This is a genomic window from Lachnoclostridium sp. An181 (genome assembly GCF_002160325.1).
Classification (GTDB): domain Bacteria; phylum Bacillota; class Clostridia; order Lachnospirales; family Lachnospiraceae; genus An181.
Window position 1 is genome coordinate 82,713 of record NZ_NFKJ01000012.1, and the last position, 17,987, is coordinate 100,699.

Genomic DNA, 17,987 nt, shown 5'->3' on the forward strand with positions numbered 1-17,987 from the left:
TTCTATAATAGACGCATATACAGGAAGGAGACAGATATGTTGGATAATGAAACTATCATTGTAGATGAAGATAAAAGCACGGACATAGAAAAGAAAAACCAGGAAACAGCAGATGTGGCGGACAAGAAATCTGCGGATGAAAACGCGAACGAGAAGAAAAGCGGACCAGAGCATTATTGTTTTCTCTGCCGCAGGCCTGAGAGTGTGACAGGGAAGATGATAGAACTTCCGAATAAAATTTTTGTATGCCCGGACTGCATGCAGAAGAGTTTTGACGTGATGAACAACGGACAGGTGGACTACAGTAATCTGATGAACATGCCCGGCATCCAGGTTTTTAATATGGCAGATTTGCCAAATTCCGGGAAAAATCAGCAGAAGGTAAAGAAAAAAGAGGAAAAGGAGCAAAAGAAGGCAGTATTTTCCATCAAGGATCTGCCGGCTCCGCACAAGATCAAGGCAAAACTGGACGATTACGTTGTAGGGCAGGAATACGCGAAAAAGGCCATGGCAGTGGCTGTTTACAACCATTACAAGCGGGTTGCAACGGACACGATGGATGACATTGAAATTGAAAAATCCAATATGCTTATGATAGGACCTACAGGAAGCGGGAAAACATACCTTGTAAGGACACTGGCGAGACTTCTGGATGTGCCGCTGGCAATTACAGACGCCACATCGCTTACAGAGGCCGGGTACATTGGAGATGACATCGAGAGTGTTGTCTCAAAACTTCTTGCAGCAGCTGGAAATGATGTTGAGAAGGCAGAAAAAGGAATCATTTTTATTGATGAGATTGACAAGATCGCAAAGAAAAAAAACACAAGCCAGAGGGATGTGAGCGGAGAATCCGTACAGCAGGGCTTGCTGAAACTTCTGGAAGGAAGTGAAGTGGAAGTTCCGGTTGGGGCAAACAGCAAAAATGCAATGGTTCCTCTCACTACGGTGAACACAAGAAACATCCTTTTCATCTGCGGAGGAGCTTTTCCGGATTTGGATCAGATCATCAAAGAGAGACTCAATAAACACTCTTCCATGGGTTTCATTGCAGACTTGAAGGATAAATACGATAACGATAAAAATATTCTCGGGAAAGTGACGGTTGATGATCTGCGCAATTTTGGTATGATTCCGGAATTTATTGGAAGACTTCCGATCATCTTCACCTTAAAAGGGCTGGATGAGGATATGATGGTACAGATTTTGAAAGAGCCGAAAAATGCGATCATCAAGCAGTATCAAAAACTCCTTGCCCTGGATGAGGTGAAACTGGATTTTGAGGAAGAGGCACTGCATGAGATTGCGAGAAAGGCCATGGAAAAGAAGACGGGCGCCAGAGCGCTGCGCTCCATTATAGAGGAATTTATGCTGGATATTATGTATGAGATTCCAAAAGACGACAATATTGGTGAGGTTGTGATCACAAAAGAATATATTGACGGAACCGGAGGGCCGAAAATTCTGCTGCGCGGACAGGCAGGGCTGCCGATGCATTCCGGCACTGTATAGAAGATATCAAATAAAAACCGCTTGTTGTAGAGTTTTAAAAGGAGGAGACGGAAGATGAGAGATTGGTTTGACAAATTGAATCTGGATGAGTGGGGAAGAAAAATTTCTTCCACACTGTCAGAAACTGCGGAGTCAGTTGGGAAGAAGACGGAAGAAGTGATGAGCGTACAGAAACTCAAAAGCCAAATCCGCACTCTGGAGAGGGGAAATGAAAGAGATTTCATGGATCTTGGAAAGATGCTGTTTGAAAAATACAAAAACGGCGACGAGATTTCCGGTGAATTTGTTGCCATCTGTGAAGAAATCGGCAAAAGAAATCATGTCATCGCAGCATATGAAAAGAAACTTTCTCATATCAAAGGAGAGGGGATGTGTAAAAATTGCCAGGCTACTCTTCCAAAAGGAGCGGCTTACTGTCCGGTCTGCGGCGAAAAAGTAGAAAAAGAGCCGATTGATGTGGAGGATGTGGAAGTGGAAGATGTGGAGGCAGAATTTGAGGATGACTTTGAAGAGTCTGATTTTCAGAATGATGCCAATGCCCGGGAAGAAAAAGAGGAAGAAGGCCAAGAAGAGGCAAAGACTCATTGTGAAGAAAAAGAAGAGGCAAAGCCAGAAGAAACCGGAGAGTAAAAATGAATAAATGGAAAGGCATGGGAACAGTGGCAGCACTGTTCCTTATTGATATAAAGATAAAAGAATACGTGGAAAAGCATGTGGGTGAGGATGAAAAGGACCGCCCTGTTTTGGGAGGGAGATTTTATCTTCGGAAAGTGTACAATCAGGGCATTGCCATGAACGGGCTGGAAAAGTATCCTAAAATTATAAAACAGATTTCTTTCGTTCTTTCGTTGTCAGGGCTTGTATCTTACCTTTTTTTGCTTGGAAAAAGGGGGAGGTACCTGGAAAAGGCCGGGATGGCGCTTGTGGCAGGGGGAGCTTTTGGAAATACATATGAGAGATTAGAAAAAGGCCGGGTGACAGATTATCTGGCAATCGGCACAAAAAATGAGAAAATAGGAAGAGTGACATTCAACCTGGCGGATGTGTTTATTGCTCTTGGGACTGTGGCAGGGCTTGCGGGCTTGGCGGGCAAAAAATAGGGCAGAAGGTTTTGGACATCAATACATTGTTTTATAAATTATAAATGATATAAAGAAATAATAAAGTTTCTAAAGGTGCAAAAGAAAGGATGAAAAGAAAATGAAGGAAAATAAATATGATGATTCTGTCTTTTTTGAAAAGTACGGACAGATGGAGCGCTCAAAGAAAGGGCTTGCAGGAGCGGGTGAGTGGAGTGAATTTAGAAAGATGATGCCTGATTTTTTGGGAAAACGGGTACTTGATCTGGGGTGTGGATACGGATGGCATTGCATTTATGCTGCCAGGAACAAAGCAAAGGCGGTGCTGGGCGTGGATATTTCAGAGAAAATGCTGCAAAAAGCAAGGGAGATGACAAAAGATACCAGGATTTCCTATCAAATGGCAGCTATGGAGGATTTGGAGTTTCCGTCGGGCAGCTTTGATGTTGTTTTTAGCTCCCTGGCTTTTCATTATGTGAAAGATTTTAGGGCGCTTGTGGAAAAGATCGGCGAGTGGCTCGTCGACGGGGGAGAGTTTGTCTTTTCTGTGGAGCATCCGGTGTTCACTGCTTATGGTTCCCAGGACTGGTACTACGGGGAGGATGGCAGCATCCTTCATTTTCCTGTGGACAATTATTTTTACGAGGGAAAACGGGATGCTGTGTTTTTAGGGGAACATGTAATGAAATACCACAGGACTTTGACCACATATCTTGGAGCGTTGCTTGAAAATGGCTTTTCCATCCAAAAGTTGGCGGAGCCAAAACCGCCAAAAGAAATGATGGGACTTCCCGGTATGAAGGATGAGCTTAGGCGTCCGATGATGTTGTTGATTTCCGCAAAAAAGGAAGGGAGAGGAGAAAAAAGATGAGAAGGACAGACAGAGAGATTTTAGATGAAAAGAAGATTTTACAGATCATAGAGGCGTGTGACTGCTGCAGACTTGGGCTGTGCGACGGTGAGGCGCCGTATGTGGTCCCTCTGAATTTTGCGCACTGTATGGAAGGGGGAAAGCACATTTTCTATTTTCACAGTGCAAAAGCAGGGCGGAAAATAGAGCTGATACGAAAAAATAAAAAGGCAGGATTTGAGATGGATACTGCACACAGTGTGCAGAGTGCCGTAAAGGCGTGCGGATATACTTTTAAGTATCAGAGTGTGATCGGCCAGGGGGATGTGGATCTTGTGAAAACAAGGGATAAAAAAAGAAAAGCCCTTCAGATGATCATGGGTCATTATTCCGGGCGTTCTGATTGGCAGTTCGAAGATCAGATGGTGGATGCGGTGGAAATCATCCGGCTTGAAGTTTCGAAACTTTCCTGCAAGGAAAATATGTGACAAAAATATATAAAAGGATTGACACTGAAAATCGGAAGAGGTATTATAATGATATCAAGTTGATATCATTATAATAACAAGGAGGGTGTTCGTAATGAGGGAAGAAAGACAGATAGTGGAAGAAAAGGTATTGCACGCCAAAAATGGTTTTGCCATGCTTTTCCTATGGCTGATCGTTTTGGTAGGCAGCATTGCGGTCATGATCGCAGCGCCGGTCATTTATTCTGGTGGAGAAAGTGTGATTTCAGCGGGGCTTTTGACGGTTTTGGAAATAATCGGGACTATCCTGGTGATTGTGGCGATCATTGGTTTTTGCGGACTTCGCATTTTGGAGCCGAACGAGGCGCTTGTGCTGGCTCTTTTTGGAAACTATTACGGCACGCTGAAAAAACCGGGATTTTTCTGGGTTAATCCGTTTTGCACGGCCATCAACCCAACAGTGAAAGGATTTGGAGTGACAGCATCGGGGAAAGCAAATATTTCCATATCTACAATAAACAAAAAAGTTTCCATGAAAGCGATGACACTCAACAACGAAAAACAGAAAGTCAACGATGAACTTGGAAATCCGGTGGAGATCGGCGCTGTTGTCATATGGAAAGTGGAGAATCCGACAAAGGCAGTCATCAATGTGGAGAACTATAAGAATTATCTCTCCATTCAGTGTGATGCCATCATCCGGAATACAGCGCGCCAGTATCCGTATGACGCAAGTGAGGGTGGAGATGAAAAATCACTGAGAGGCAGCAGCCAGGAAATTGCGGATATCATGAACGCAGAACTGCAGAGCAAAGTGGTAAATGCAGGAATCAAAATCATGGAAGTGCGCATCACACACCTTGCTTATGCGCCGGAGATTGCGTCAGCTATGCTGCAGAGACAGCAGGCAGCGGCGATCATTGACGCAAGACAGAAGATTGTGGAAGGCGCTGTGGGAATGGTGGAGATGGCACTTGAACAATTAAATGAAAATGAGATTGTGGAGCTCGATGAAGAGAGAAAGGCAGCCATGGTAAGCAATCTTCTTGTCGTACTCTGCGGTAACAAAGATGCACAACCTATTGTAAACAGTGGTTCTTTGTATTAAAATAAACATTCAGGTTAATACGGGATATGGAAGAAGGTGGTAGTGCAGTGGAAAAAGAAGAGAAAAAAGCAAAAGAAAAGGCAAAAAAACAGGTTCCTTTGAGGCTTTCTGCATCGCTGTACAATGAGCTGGTCCAGTGGGCGGAGGATGAATTTCGGTCCGTGAACGGGCAGATCGAATATTTGTTGACTGAATGTGTGAAACAGCGGAAAAAGAAGTTTCAAAAAGAAAGTGAATAGAAAAGGCGGATATTTGGAGGTGTACTTTGAATATCCGCTTTTTGTTGCGTTATCAGATACGACTATTATGAGACAGGAGGCTATGGAAACAAAGTTGCCTGCACACCGACAGAGGAGCTGCTCACGAGCGACAAAGGAACATTTATTACGGATTAGATTTCCTGATCGACGGAGGCGCTACAGCCTCCTATTTCTATGGACCGCCAGTCTGAATCTTGAGGGAGATGCCTTTGCAGGAAATGCCAGGATACTGGCCCGTATGGCACAGGAGTAGGTGTCAGGATGGATTCGGGACGCGGGAATTTTTTGGAGGGGGGAAGACTTAGAGAGACAGAATGATGAAACTTGGGATATTGGATAGAAAGACATCTGTTCAATATCCTTAATTTTTTATAAATGTCTTCGCGTTGCTTGTTTAAAATGCTAAAATATGTTAAAATATTTAAAAATTTTCGGAATAAACCACAGGAAAGGGATGAAGATAATGAAAAGAAAAAGCGTGAGTATCCTTTTGGCGGCAATTCTATGTGTAGGAGCTGCGTTTCCGGCATACATACAGGATGAAAAAGTAGAGGCACAGGAATCACAAGCAACATTGCAGGGACTGGAGCCTATAGAAGGGCGAGTGATCGTAAAGGTGAATCCTGATTTTGAAGGAGCAAAAGATGAGGAGGACAAAAAGAACAGTACATCATCAGAGGACTCCTATACGATGGAGACACTTTTGACGATGAGTGAATCAGAGGAAGATGCAAATTCCACGAAAGCAAAATCTTCTGCGAACGAAACCGAAAAAATGATGGTGGCGGAATCGGACGAACTGTCTACAGAGGAACTTGTAAAAGAGCTGGAAGATTGTCCGGGAGTAGAGTACGTGGAGCCGGACTATGCGATTCAATCCTACGCAGTGCCGAACGATACTTATTTTGCACAACAGTGGAATCTGCAAAGACAGACAAGCACGACTCCGGGGGCTGCAAATGTGCCTTATGTGTGGGGAGCGACAGAAGGATCGGATGAATATGTTGTCGCTGTAGTGGACAGCGGAGTGGATTACAATCATCCGGATTTAAAGGACAATATGTGGACAGATGAGAATGGAAATCATGGATACGATTTCAGCGGGGACGCTCTTACTTCATCCGGAGACACAGACCCGATGGATGTATTTGGGCATGGGACTCATGTCGCCGGCATTATCGGAGCCAGCGGAAACAATAATATGGGTGTCAGTGGCGTTGCACAGAAGGTGAAGATCGCGGCTTTAAGGGTACTGGATAATGAAGGACAGGGCAGTACATCAATGGCGATCAAAGCTTATGAATATATGTTGGAGCAGAAAGAAAAAGGTGTGAATTTTGTGGCAGCCAACAATTCCTGGGGCGGAGCATATTTAAGCCGCAGTTTCCAGGATATTGTAGATTATGCAGCAAAGCAGGGAATCGTTTCTGTATTTGCCAGCGGAAATACGGGGGCAGATATGGATGCTAATGTAAATGCTCCTTACGGCAGCAACACAGAGGGAACGATTGTTGTCAATGCATCTGACCAGTACGGCCACGCGGCAGATTATTCCAATTATGGAAAGATCAATACAGAATTGTTTGCCCCTGGAGATAAGATACTCTCAACAAAACCTGGAACTATTCTGCAGAAAGAAAAATACGGAATCATGTCAGGAACTTCCATGGCAGCCCCGAATGTGACAGGTGCATATGCGCTTTTGAAGGCTTACTATGGAAATAGCGCAGATATGTCCGAAATCCGGGCAAGGCTTGCAGGAGGTGTCACAAGGACAGAAGAATTAAAGGATTTATGTGTATCCGGTGGATATTTGAATCTGCAAAAAGCAATTGAGTCGCCGTATCCGGTGCTGGATGAGCTGAGCCAGAAAGACGGTCAGGCAGTGATTTCCGGTTATTTCTTTGGAAATGGTATGGGCACGGTTGTCATGGACGGACAGAGTCTTCCGATCGTATCCTGGGGTGACAGAGAGATTACAGTAGAGCTGCCAAAGGGGACTGTGGAAGGACCTCACGAATTTGTGGTGACAGCTGCATCCGATGCATCCCAGTATGGAAGAGATACGTTTGTGCTGGAAAATAAAGGAGTGATCGTGGAAAATGAAACCCTCTTTGATGAACTTCCGGTTCCGGATTATGAGAAACTTGGAGTTTCCCTGTACGATGATGAGTCAATGATGTACAGTGTAGAGTCAGTGTCCGGGAACATATACGTGACAGGAGGAGACCTCTATGAGATGAGAGAGGGCGAAAGATATGTGGTGCTCCTTGTATATAACACGGATGAAAATGAGTGGGATAAAATCAGCACCTGGATTCCGTTAGGTCTTGACGTAAAACTTACTGTATCCGGGGATACCCTTTATATATATTCCAATAAAGGAACCGGATTTGAGATATATTCTTATGATACAGCACAAAATACAGAATTTGTAAAGGTGGCAGAATTTGCCCGTTCAGAGTCAATACAAAACAGCAGCATTGCCACAGATGGAAATAAGTTGTATGTGGTTGGAGGAAGTGAAAGAAATCCTTCTGATGGAACATACGCACCAACAAACAAAGTTTACAGTGTAGACCTTTTATCCGGAGCTTGTGTGGAGGTTGCCCGGCTTGCCAATGCACGTGTGAACGCATCTGTGGAGATAATGGATGGAAAACTGATCGCTGTCGGCGGAGAGAATGCGGATGGACAGTGGGAAAACAGTGTGGAAATTTTTGATGGTTCCAAGTGGACAGCAGGGGTTTCTTATCCGAATGTATATGAAAACCAGATGCCTGCCGCAGCGTCAGGTGTCTACGCAGGACAGATGGTGGTATCCGGTATGATGAGCGATGAGGCGCATACGAGCGATACTTATCTTTACAATGTAAAAGACGGAAAATGGATGGAGACAGATAAAAATTTAGACGATGAAAAAGTCTATTTTGCAGATGGAGTTGTGAGTGGGGATTACTTCTATGTATTTGGAACAACACATATGAAGAATGATACAATGAGCAAGTTTTATCGTCTGGATATGACAAAGGTAAACGCAGTGCCGGCAGTGCCTGGCGATGATACAAAGAACCCGGCGGATGTGCAGGGCGGCGATGACACAAAAAATCAGGAAACACCGCAAAAAACAACAGGTGAGCCATCTGATCCGGTCCAAGGTTCTGACCCGGCACCGACAACCAAAGATCCTTCTGCAACAATTACAAAATCAGCGGTAACTGCACCAAAAGGAACAGCGGGAAAGACGGCATCCGGTACAGGAAACAAAAACAAAGTAAGTGTAAAATCGGTCAAATCCACAAAGAGCACAAAGACAGGAGATGAAAGTACAGCAGCGGTATGGAGTACATTGCTTTGTGCGGCAGGAGCAGCAGTGGTGATCGGAAAGAGAAAACGCCAGTAAGAAAGAGGAAGTGGTATGGCAGTCGAAAATGTAAAAATATATCTGCAAAAACAAGGATGGAACAGAGAAATTTTAATGTTTACACACTCCAGTGCAACGGTGGAATTGGCAGCAGAAACGGTTGGCGTTGATCCGGCAAGGATAGCGAAGACCTTGTCCTTTTATACTGAGGACAAGGAGGGAGCGTTTATCGTAGTTGTTGCCGGGGATAAAAAGATAGACAACCGAAAATTCAAAGAGAGTTTTGGAATGCGTGCAAGAATGGTGTCCTTTGAGAATGTGGAAAAGATGACAGGACATCCGGATGGCGGGGTATGCCCATTCGCAAATCCGGATGGCGTGGAGGTGTATCTGGATGAATCGTTGAGGCGTTTTGAGAGCGTATTTCCGGCAGCAGGGAGTGATCGATCTGCGGTAGAATTAAGCTGTGGGGAATTGGAGAGATATTCCCATGCAAGAGCGTGGGTGGATGTGTGTAAATAGATTTAGAAAAAATTGCGGTACTGGAAACCCATACCGCAATTTTTTTATTCTACCGGGAGCACTCTTGGATATATTGTTCTATCATTAGGAGAGCTTTCGAATTCCCGGCTTTTGTTAAGCTGAAATAATAATATAAGCAAGAATGCCCAAAATCACCTGAAGAATGACAAAACGCATTACAACCTGCGCGTCGGACCATCCGTGATTTTTTCTGACATGGTCATGGATCGGTGTGCGCGTGTTCTTTAAGATGGAAATCTTTAAGAAACGTTTCAGGGAGACTTTGATCAGCCCAAGGCCGCCGTCGATGATCAGAATACCTGCCAGCAAAATAAAGATAAATGGATGTCCGCTCTTCATGGTAATGATGGCAAGGTAAAATCCAAGAGCCCTGGAACCGGCATCCCCCATGAGCATGCTGCTCGGAGAAGAGTTAAAATACAGATAAGCCAACAGCACAGCGATGAAGAGAAAATTTGCCTGGCTGTATTTTCCGAGCTCCCCGTGAAAGATTACGCTGTAGGAAAGCATGGATACAATGCAAAGACTGGCGCACAGTCCATCCACACCGTCGGAGCAGTTGGTGACATTGATGGATACCCAGATAAGGATGATTCCAAGAATAATGTAAACTACTTTTGGAATCAGGATTTCCATATTTCCAAGATGAATCGCTGTGGAATTAAAGTTAGCGAACGTGATCATGGTCACAATGGACAAAACAAGATCAATGGCGCCTTTTTTGTATTCATTCCATGGTGTGCTGGAGGTATCGTCCAGAAAACCGCTCAGCATTATCGCAACGAGCAGTATTATGTAGATGATATACTCCCGGTCAAGAGGAAGAAAAGCGACACTTCCGAGGATAAAACAACTGACAAAGGTAAGGCCTACGCCGCGCAGTTTTCCTTTGGAAAGCTTTCCGTTTACCGCAAAATCGCGTCCCTGGTCTTTTGGAAGAAATGAAAATGGGTATTTCAACGCCAGGAATGTGATGAGAAATGTTAAAATGATCCCGACCAGAATAATCTGATTGGCCGGTATAAAATCAGTGAATAGTTGGTACATGTCTTTTGTCCTTTCTTAATTTCTTTTGTGGCAGTTCTCTACAGATGAAAGAATTCAGAAATTTGTCCGTGGATGATCTGCATAAGCTTTGTCCTTGCCTCCACGCTTGCCCACGCAATATGCGGGGTGATAAAAAGTTTCCGGCTGTCCTGGATATGTAAAAGAGGATTGTCCTCTTTCATCGGCTCTGAGCAGAGAACGTCAAGCCCTGCCGCTGCGATCTGTCCGTCATTCAGCGCATCTGCCAGATCCTGTTCCACCACGATCGGCCCTCTGCCAAGGTTCAAAAAGATACAGCTTTTTTTCATTCTTAAAAAGGCGGATGCGTCCAGCAGATTTTTCGTGTGTGCATTGAGCGGTGCGTGCACGGAGATAATGTCAGATGTCTTCAGAAGAGTGTCAAAATCTACTTGTTCATACCCCTCCTGTTTTGGTGCACCGGATGCGGAATAATAGATAACATTGGCGCCAAAAAGAGTAGCGATGTCGGCAACTCTCCGCCCGATGTTGCCAAGACCGATGATTCCCCAAGTCATTCCGCTTAACTGGTGGAAATGTTCGGCAAAGTGAGTAAAAATTGTATCGTTTACATATTTTCCGCTTTTTACATATTCATCGTAATAGCGCAGTTTTTCAAGAAGATAGAAAAGCATGGCAAATGTATGTTGTGCAACACTTTCCGTTGAATAGCCGGCAACATTTCTCCAGGCAATGTTTCGTTTGTCCAGATACTCCTTGTCCAGATTATTGGTTCCGGTGGCTGTGACACAGACAAGCCTTAGATGTTTGGCCCCTCCAATGGTCTTTTCGTTGACCTCGACCTTATTTAAAATGATCACGTCGGCATCAGCAACACGTTCAGGGACCTGCTCGCTTGTAGAAAAATCATACTTTACAACTTCCCCGAACTGATCGTATGGGGACAAGTCGATGTCCTCTCCGATTGTTTTTGCGTCTAAAAATACAAGTTTCATAAGTACCTCCTGTCTGGTTATCAACTGCATTTATTATACGATAAATGGAGAAGAAAGGAAATGCTTTTCTTGCGGAAAAGAGGTGGGTGTTCTATAATCGGAGTGGAATGCTATACAAGAAAAGAGGAAATTTCATGATACAGGATATCGCGCCGCACAGGCTGCACAATGAATACAGACCCCAGATACCGACCGAGGACAGTCTTTTTATCTGCGCCAGGGGTAGAAAAATTCTGATAAAAGAAGAGGAAGGAACCGTCATATTTCCGTCCTTTCGAGAACTGGATGAAAAAGAACAGGAAAGAGAGTTTGTTTATCTTTTCACTGTGGACAGCACTGCTTTTTTTCTGGGAGAGGAAGAGCTTTCTTTTGAGAAACAAGGGTATTCCTGGGAAAATGTACAGAAACTGCGCACGTTGAGACCGAGGCATCTGGCATTTGCCGGAGTGACCGGTATTCAGCTTTCCAGATGGTATTGTACGAGGAAATTTTGCGGGGCGTGTGGAAATCGGCTGGAGATGGATAAAAAAGAGAGGATGCTTTATTGTCCGGTGTGCGGTACTATGGAGTATCCGAAAATCTGTCCTGCTGTCATTGTGGGGATTATCGACGGAAACCGGATTCTGGTGTCAAAATATGCGGGAAGAGAGTACAAAAAATACGCATTGATCGCAGGATTTGCTGAAATTGGGGAGACTATTGAGGAGACGGTAAAACGGGAAGTGATGGAAGAAGTGGGACTGAAAGTAAAGAATATCCGCTACTATAAGAGCCAGCCATGGGGATTTACAGACACGCTGCTGCTTGGATTTTTCTGTGATCTGGACGGAGACGGCATGATCAGTCTGGATGAGGAGGAGCTTGCGCTTGCACAATGGATGGAGCGGGAGGATATCCCGGATGAGGGAGATGAAGTCAGCCTGACAAAAGAAATGATGGCGGTATTTAAAGAAGGAATCGTTTAGGAGGTGAAAAGCATGTTTGTATTGGAACATTTTTTGCAAGGTCTGGATGGCCTGTATGCTGACAGAAGGGCAAAAGAAGCAGAAGATTATTTGAAACAGGGGTTGAAAAGCGCTGCAAAGGCTGGAAACGATGCAGCTATTCTTGTCATCCTAAATGAACTGATGGGATATTACCGGGCGGCCGGAAGATACGAGGAGTGTCTGCTGTGTACGGAAGAGGCGGTTTCGCTTGCAAAGAAAATGGGGCTGGAAGGAAGTTTAAACTATGGGACAACGCTTTTGAATGCAGCCACCGCATACCGGGCAGCCGGAAAATTTGAGAAAGCCCTGGATTATTATGAAAAGACAAAGGAAATCTACGAGAAAACACTGAAAGGTGAAGACTATAGAATGGCGGCTCTGCACAATAATATCAGTCTTCTGTACAGTGAAACCGGAAGAATGGGCTTGGCGAAACAAGAACTTGAGTCTGCCATGAAAATCATGAAGACACTTGGAAGTCCGGATGTGGAGATTGCGATCACGCACACCAATCTTGGATATTTGTGCTTTCAGATGAAACAGGACGAAGAGGGCAGAGCACATATGGAGAAGGCTGTGCAGCTGTTTGAAAAAAATCCGGACAGCAAAGACTCACATTATGCTTCAGCGTTAGCCGGACTTGCGGAATCAAGATTCCGCGAGGGGTGTTACAAAGATGCTGTTTCCTTTTATAAAAAGGCGCTGGGAGAAATCGAAGAGTGTTACGGGGAAAATGAATACTACCGGATCACCAAGAAAAATCTGCAGACAGCAGAAGATCTTTTAAACAGAACAGAGCGAATGGAAAAAGGTGGGATCAAAGGGCTTGCACTTTCCAAAATGTACTATGAAACATACGGGAAACCGCTGTTGGAAGAAAAGTACGCAAAATATAAACCTCGTATTGCGGCCGGGCTGATAGGTCAGGGCTCCGAATGTATGGGCTTTGACGATTTACAGTCTGTGGATCATGATTATGGGGCCGGATTTTGTCTCTGGCTTTCCAAAGAAGATTTTGAAGAGATTGGAAAACAACTACAAAAAGATTATGACAGCCTTCCAAAAGAATGCCTGGGATTCCCGGCAAGAAATACACAAAAAACAGGGGAAAGAAGGATCGGTGTTTTCCAAAGAGAAGATTTTTTCAAACAGCTGACAGGTTTTTCTAATGCTCCAAAGCTTGGCAAAAACGGGGACAAGCTTTGTCAAAAAGACAAGGAAGCATGGAGAGGGATGCAGCCGGAAGGGCTTAGTTGTGTGATGAGCGGCGAAATTTTTGATGATCCATCCGGAACATTTTCAAAGGAGAGGGAAGCATTTTCCTTTTATCCGGAGGAAATATTTCTTGAAAAATTGTCTGTATCTCTTGGAAGAATGGCACAGGCAGGGCAGTATAATTATGAGAGGATGAGGCGCAGAAAAGACATTGGGGGCATGTATTTTTGCCTGGCGCAATTTTTGGATGCAGCGGTGGATACAGCATATCTTCTCAATCGTATGTACACGCCAATCTACAAGTGGAAGATGAAGGGAATGAAAAATTTCCATACGCTCAAAGAAATAAAAGAAAAGCTTGAAAGAATCCAAAGCCTTCCTTGTGATATGGAGGGCATGGAAACGAAAATAGAAGAAATCTGCGGAATGATTTCAGGGGAGATGAGAAGACAGAAACTTAGCACATCATTTGACAATTTTCTGGAGACACACAAAAGGCAGGTGGAGGAGAGGGCCCTTGTGCTTGACATTGTCAAGGAAGAGTGGGAACAATTCCAAAACGTACAAAATGAAGGAGGAAGAGCTTCTTGCCAGGATGACTGGGAGACTTTTGAGATTATGAGGAAGAGCCAGTTTTACACATGGAGGCAAGATGGGCTCAAAAGTTATTACAAAGACCTAGTGCGGGCAAAAAAACAAGGATGGAATCTTCTGACAGAGAAGTATGCAAGGATGATGGAGAGCACTGCGCCGGAAGAATACGAGAAATGGAAGGATATTCTCCCAAAAAGAAGTGAGAAAAGGAGAGAGCTTGAGGAGGAGATCATCCGTACAGAAATCTCATGGGCTGAGAGGTTTTCCATGAAATATCCGCACCTTGGAGGAAGCGGCAGATCCATTCACACGGCGGAAGATACACCGTGGGATACATCCATGGAAACCTATCTTCGCGGGGAACTAGGGACATACTCGGATGAAACATTGTCGAGGTACAAGGATATGATCGCCGGATACGAAAGAGAGGGAAAAAATCTTACAGAAATGAAACTTACATTCATGACCTTCTTTTACGGATACCGCTCTCTTGATCAGGCAGAGCAGGCCATGGGTGCACAGGAGACAAGAGACAGGCAGTGACAGGATATTTATGGAATCTTCCTAAAGACAAATATTGACAGGGAGGTTCCAAATAGTTATACTTTTCATAGAAAAGAGCATTTGTGATTATATTATCTATAATTGTAAATGCTCTTTTTGTGCTTTTATTTTAGAATAATCTGGAATCATTCAAGTGTGGAATTGATAGAAAGGAGAGATAGAATGGCAGAAAAGATGACTATAAAGAAAAAGACAAAAAAATTTATCCTTGACGTGATCATGGATATCATCGGAGGGACCCTGATTGCTGTGGGAACATACAATTTTGCTGCATTCGCCAATTTTCCGATGGTTGGCTTAAATGGGATCGCACTTATCTTTTACCAGTTGTTTGGCACACAGATCGGTCTTGTTGCCATGCTTTTAAATATTCCGATCGCGATTTTCTGTTTCCGTATTTTAGGTCGTGGATTCTTTGTGCGCTCAGTTCGGACCATCATCATCACATCGGTCATTATGGACTACATTGCACCGCTGTTTCCGGTATATGAAGGGGACCGGCTTTTGGCAGCCATTTGCACAGGAGTGCTTGCGGGGCTTGGATATGCGCTTATTTACATGAGGGATTCCTCCACAGGGGGAGCGGATTTTATCATGCTTTCTATCAAAGCTAAAAATCCGCACATTTCCCTTGGGAAAATTACATTTACGACAGATTTCATTATCGTTTTGATAGGTACCTTGATAGTATCCAAAAATGTGGACAGTCTGATTTATGGAGTCATTGTGACGTATCTTTTGTCTATTGTGGTGGACAAAGTTATGTACGGTGTGGACTCCGGAAAACTGACGCTGATCGTGACAGAATATCCGGAAAGAGTTGCCGAGCAGATCGATGCTCTCACCGGTAGAGGAGCCACGTTTCTGAAAGCTCAGGGAAGTTTTTCCCAGGACGAGAAGAAAGTAGTTTTATGTGCCTGCAACAATAAGCAGATGTTTACGATCCGAAACGCAGTCAAAGAGATCGATGACAAGGCTTTTGTTATTATCATGGAATCCAATGAAGTGCTTGGTGAAGGATTTAAGCCTCATTGAAAGTAAAACAAAGGATGCGCGGAATACAAAAAATCCGGCATCCTTTTTAGTGCGCAAAAGTTAGTTTTGGCTAATAAAATAAAAACGATAATTATTATCGTTGACATTGGGTGTGAAACAGTGGTATTTTAAATACAAGTTAGAAATAACTAACTAGTGTGAATGAATCATGGAGGCTCCAAAAATCAGAAAGCATAGTTTGAGCTTTCTGATAACGGCCTCCGAAAGAACAGGAAATTGCTGATAAAGATCAGAGAAAAAAATAGAAAGGGATGGTAAAAGAAATGAAACATTTAAGAATCGAAAAAGTGATCGGAAGGGAGATTATTGATTCCAGAGGGAATCCGACTGTGGAGGCAGAAGTTTATCTTGCAGACGGAACAATGGCAAGAGGGACAGCTCCAAGCGGAGCATCCACAGGTGAATTTGAGGCGCTGGAACTAAGAGATGGAGAGAAAGAAAGATACCTTGGAAAAGGCGTGCAAAAAGCAGTTGCAAACATCAATACGATAATCAATGATGTCCTTTGTGGAATGGATGCATCCGACATCTATGCAGTGGACAATGCCATGATAAAGGCAGATGGTACAAAGGATAAGTCCAAACTTGGAGCAAATGCCATTCTTGCTGTTTCCATCGCGTGTGCAAGGGCAGCGTCTGTGGCACTTCAGGTGCCTCTCTATCGGTTTCTGGGAGGAATTTCCGGAAACAAACTTCCGGTTCCAATGATGAATATTTTGAATGGCGGAGCACATGCGGCAAACACTGTGGATGTGCAGGAGTTCATGATCATGCCGGCAGGAGCGCCAAGTTTTAAGGAAGGCCTTCGTTGGTGCACGGAAGTATTCCATGCACTGCAGGCGCTTTTAAAGGAAAAAGGACTTGCCACATCCGTGGGAGATGAAGGTGGATTTGCACCTGATCTGGACAGCGATGAGGAGGCCATTGAGTATATTTTGGAGGCAGTACGCAAAGCGGGATATGAACCTGGAAAAGACTTTGTACTTGCCATGGATGCGGCATCCAGCGAGTGGAAAGGGCAGAAGAAAGGAGAATATGTCCTTCCGAAATGCAAAAAGAAATTTACTTCTGAAGAATTAGTACAGCACTGGAAGGCACTCTGCGAGAAATATCCGATCTACTCTATCGAGGATGGGCTGGATGAAGAAGACTGGGAAGGATGGAAGATGATGACACAAGAGTTGGGAGACAAGGTGCAGCTTGTGGGCGATGATCTGTTTGTGACAAACACAGAGCGTCTTTCAAAAGGGATTGCAAATGGATGCGGAAACTCCATTCTCATCAAACTGAACCAGATTGGCTCTGTATCCGAGACGTTGGAAGCGATCAAGATGGCGCACAAAGCAGGATACACAGCCATTTCCTCCCACCGTTCAGGAGAGACAGAGGATACCACGATTGCAGATTTGGCCGTGGCCTTAAATACATGCCAGATCAAGACAGGGGCGCCAAGCAGAAGTGAGCGTGTTGCAAAATATAATCAGCTTTTGAGAATCGAGGAAGAGCTTGGGGAGGGAGCATGCTACCCTGGGTTCCAGGCATTTAACAGAAAAGAATAAGGAGGGAGATCTATGTCATTGATTGGAAAAAAAGTAAGTGATTTTAAAGTGCAGGCATATGTAAACGGTGGTTTTAAAGAGGTGACACTGGAGGATATCAAAGGAAGATGGAGTTTATTTTTCTTTTATCCTGCGGACTTTACCTTTGTGTGCCCGACAGAACTGGAAGATCTTGCAGATAAGTATGAAAATTTCCAGAAGATAGGCTGCGATATCTACTCTGTTTCCTGCGACACCCATTTTGTACATAAAGCATGGCATGATGCATCGGAAAGAATCCAAAAAATTCAGTACGCTATGCTTGCAGATCCTACAGGAAAGCTGGCCAGAGATTTTGACGTCATGATAGAGGAAGACGGCCTTGCTGAGAGGGGAGATTTTATTGTCAATCCAGAAGGTGAGATTGTGGCCTATGAAGTGACTGCCGGAAATGTAGGGAGAAATGCGGATGAGATTTTCAGAAGAGTCCAGGCATCCCAGTTCGTGGCAGAACATGGCGACGAAGTGTGCCCGGCAAAATGGAAACCTGGTGAAAAGACATTGAAACCAAGCCTTGATCTGGTAGGACTTTTATAACAAGGAGGACGGGAGCTGTAAAATTTGAAACAGATTTTACAGTTCCTTTTTTGAAATAAAGACATTTGGAAAGCAATTTGGTAAATAGTCAAGAGTTATTTTAAAAAGATTTTCATACAAAAGAGTAACCTTAATAGACCTACGACGTATTTTTCAAAAAAGGCGTAAGTTAGGAATTCGATATGGATTACCTACTCTTTTCCGGAGAGTAGAGTTGGCCTTTGTCCAGCAGA

The 17,987-nt window shown here is 44.1% G+C and carries 16 protein-coding genes; 14 read left to right on the forward strand and 2 right to left on the reverse strand.

The window, feature by feature from the left end:
• Window positions 1–36: 36 nt before the first annotated feature.
• The 9 genes from clpX to B5F18_RS08720 all read left to right on the forward strand — a co-directional run bounded on the left by clpX (window position 37) and on the right by B5F18_RS08720 (window position 9,162).
• Entirely contained in the window at window positions 37–1,512 is a 1,476-nt protein-coding gene (gene clpX, locus B5F18_RS08675) for an ATP-dependent Clp protease ATP-binding subunit ClpX (protein WP_087157281.1), read from the forward strand.
• Between the two features lie 54 nt (window positions 1,513–1,566).
• Entirely contained in the window at window positions 1,567–2,142 is a 576-nt protein-coding gene (locus B5F18_RS08680) for a zinc ribbon domain-containing protein (protein WP_087157282.1), read from the forward strand.
• A gap of 2 nt (window positions 2,143–2,144) precedes the next feature.
• Complete coding sequence (locus tag B5F18_RS08685; RefSeq protein WP_087157283.1) at window positions 2,145–2,612, forward strand: signal peptidase II; 468 nt, start codon at window positions 2,145–2,147, stop codon at window positions 2,610–2,612.
• Window positions 2,613–2,712: 100 nt separating this feature from the next.
• Entirely contained in the window at window positions 2,713–3,462 is a 750-nt protein-coding gene (locus B5F18_RS08690) for a class I SAM-dependent methyltransferase (RefSeq protein WP_087157284.1), read from the forward strand.
• The gene (locus B5F18_RS08695; RefSeq protein WP_087157285.1) at window positions 3,459–3,929 is read left to right on the forward strand and encodes a pyridoxamine 5'-phosphate oxidase family protein; all 471 of its coding nucleotides are present in this window, start codon (window positions 3,459–3,461) and stop codon (window positions 3,927–3,929) included. Before B5F18_RS08690 ends, B5F18_RS08695 begins: the two co-directional genes overlap by 4 nt.
• A 94-nt stretch (window positions 3,930–4,023) precedes the next feature.
• Window positions 4,024–5,016 (forward strand): SPFH domain-containing protein, encoded by a 993-nt coding sequence (locus tag B5F18_RS08700; RefSeq protein ID WP_087157286.1) that lies wholly within the window; start codon window positions 4,024–4,026, stop codon window positions 5,014–5,016.
• 26 nt (window positions 5,017–5,042) lie between these two features.
• Window positions 5,043–5,255 carry a ribbon-helix-helix domain-containing protein gene (locus B5F18_RS08705; RefSeq protein WP_087157287.1) on the forward strand — a complete coding sequence of 71 codons (213 nt, stop codon included), beginning with the start codon at window positions 5,043–5,045 and terminating at the stop codon, window positions 5,253–5,255.
• Window positions 5,256–5,739: 484 nt separating this feature from the next.
• Window positions 5,740–8,679, forward strand: a complete 2,940-nt coding sequence (locus tag B5F18_RS08715; RefSeq protein WP_162607573.1) for a S8 family serine peptidase — start codon at window positions 5,740–5,742, stop codon at window positions 8,677–8,679.
• 15 nt (window positions 8,680–8,694) lie between these two features.
• Entirely contained in the window at window positions 8,695–9,162 is a 468-nt protein-coding gene (locus tag B5F18_RS08720; RefSeq protein ID WP_087157290.1) for a YbaK/EbsC family protein, read from the forward strand.
• A gap of 114 nt (window positions 9,163–9,276) precedes the next feature.
• On the opposite strand, the gene B5F18_RS08725 is transcribed toward B5F18_RS08720, so the two are convergent.
• Complete coding sequence (locus tag B5F18_RS08725) at window positions 9,277–10,230, reverse strand: phospho-N-acetylmuramoyl-pentapeptide-transferase (protein WP_087157291.1); 954 nt, start codon at window positions 10,228–10,230, stop codon at window positions 9,277–9,279.
• A gap of 38 nt (window positions 10,231–10,268) precedes the next feature.
• The gene (locus B5F18_RS08730) at window positions 10,269–11,204 is read right to left on the reverse strand and encodes a D-2-hydroxyacid dehydrogenase (RefSeq protein WP_087157292.1); all 936 of its coding nucleotides are present in this window, start codon (window positions 11,202–11,204) and stop codon (window positions 10,269–10,271) included.
• A 134-nt stretch (window positions 11,205–11,338) separates the two neighbouring features.
• Here B5F18_RS08730 and nudC point away from each other — a divergent pair, with 134 nt between their 5' ends.
• The 5 genes from nudC (at window position 11,339) to ahpC (ending at window position 17,754) form a co-directional block, all read left to right on the forward strand.
• A complete protein-coding gene (gene nudC / locus B5F18_RS08735; protein ID WP_087157293.1) occupies window positions 11,339–12,169 on the forward strand; it encodes an NAD(+) diphosphatase in 831 nt (276 codons plus the stop codon).
• A 12-nt stretch (window positions 12,170–12,181) separates the two neighbouring features.
• Entirely contained in the window at window positions 12,182–14,542 is a 2,361-nt protein-coding gene (locus B5F18_RS08740; protein WP_087157294.1) for a DUF4125 family protein, read from the forward strand.
• A gap of 183 nt (window positions 14,543–14,725) precedes the next feature.
• Window positions 14,726–15,598 (forward strand): YitT family protein, encoded by an 873-nt coding sequence (locus B5F18_RS08745; protein ID WP_242955829.1) that lies wholly within the window; start codon window positions 14,726–14,728, stop codon window positions 15,596–15,598.
• 284 nt (window positions 15,599–15,882) lie between these two features.
• Window positions 15,883–17,178 carry a phosphopyruvate hydratase gene (gene eno / locus B5F18_RS08750; protein ID WP_087157295.1) on the forward strand — a complete coding sequence of 432 codons (1,296 nt, stop codon included), beginning with the start codon at window positions 15,883–15,885 and terminating at the stop codon, window positions 17,176–17,178.
• A gap of 12 nt (window positions 17,179–17,190) precedes the next feature.
• Window positions 17,191–17,754: an alkyl hydroperoxide reductase subunit C gene (gene ahpC / locus B5F18_RS08755; RefSeq protein ID WP_087157296.1), complete on the forward strand. Its 564-nt coding sequence runs from the start codon at window positions 17,191–17,193 to the stop codon at window positions 17,752–17,754.
• Window positions 17,755–17,987: the final 233 nt, after the last annotated feature.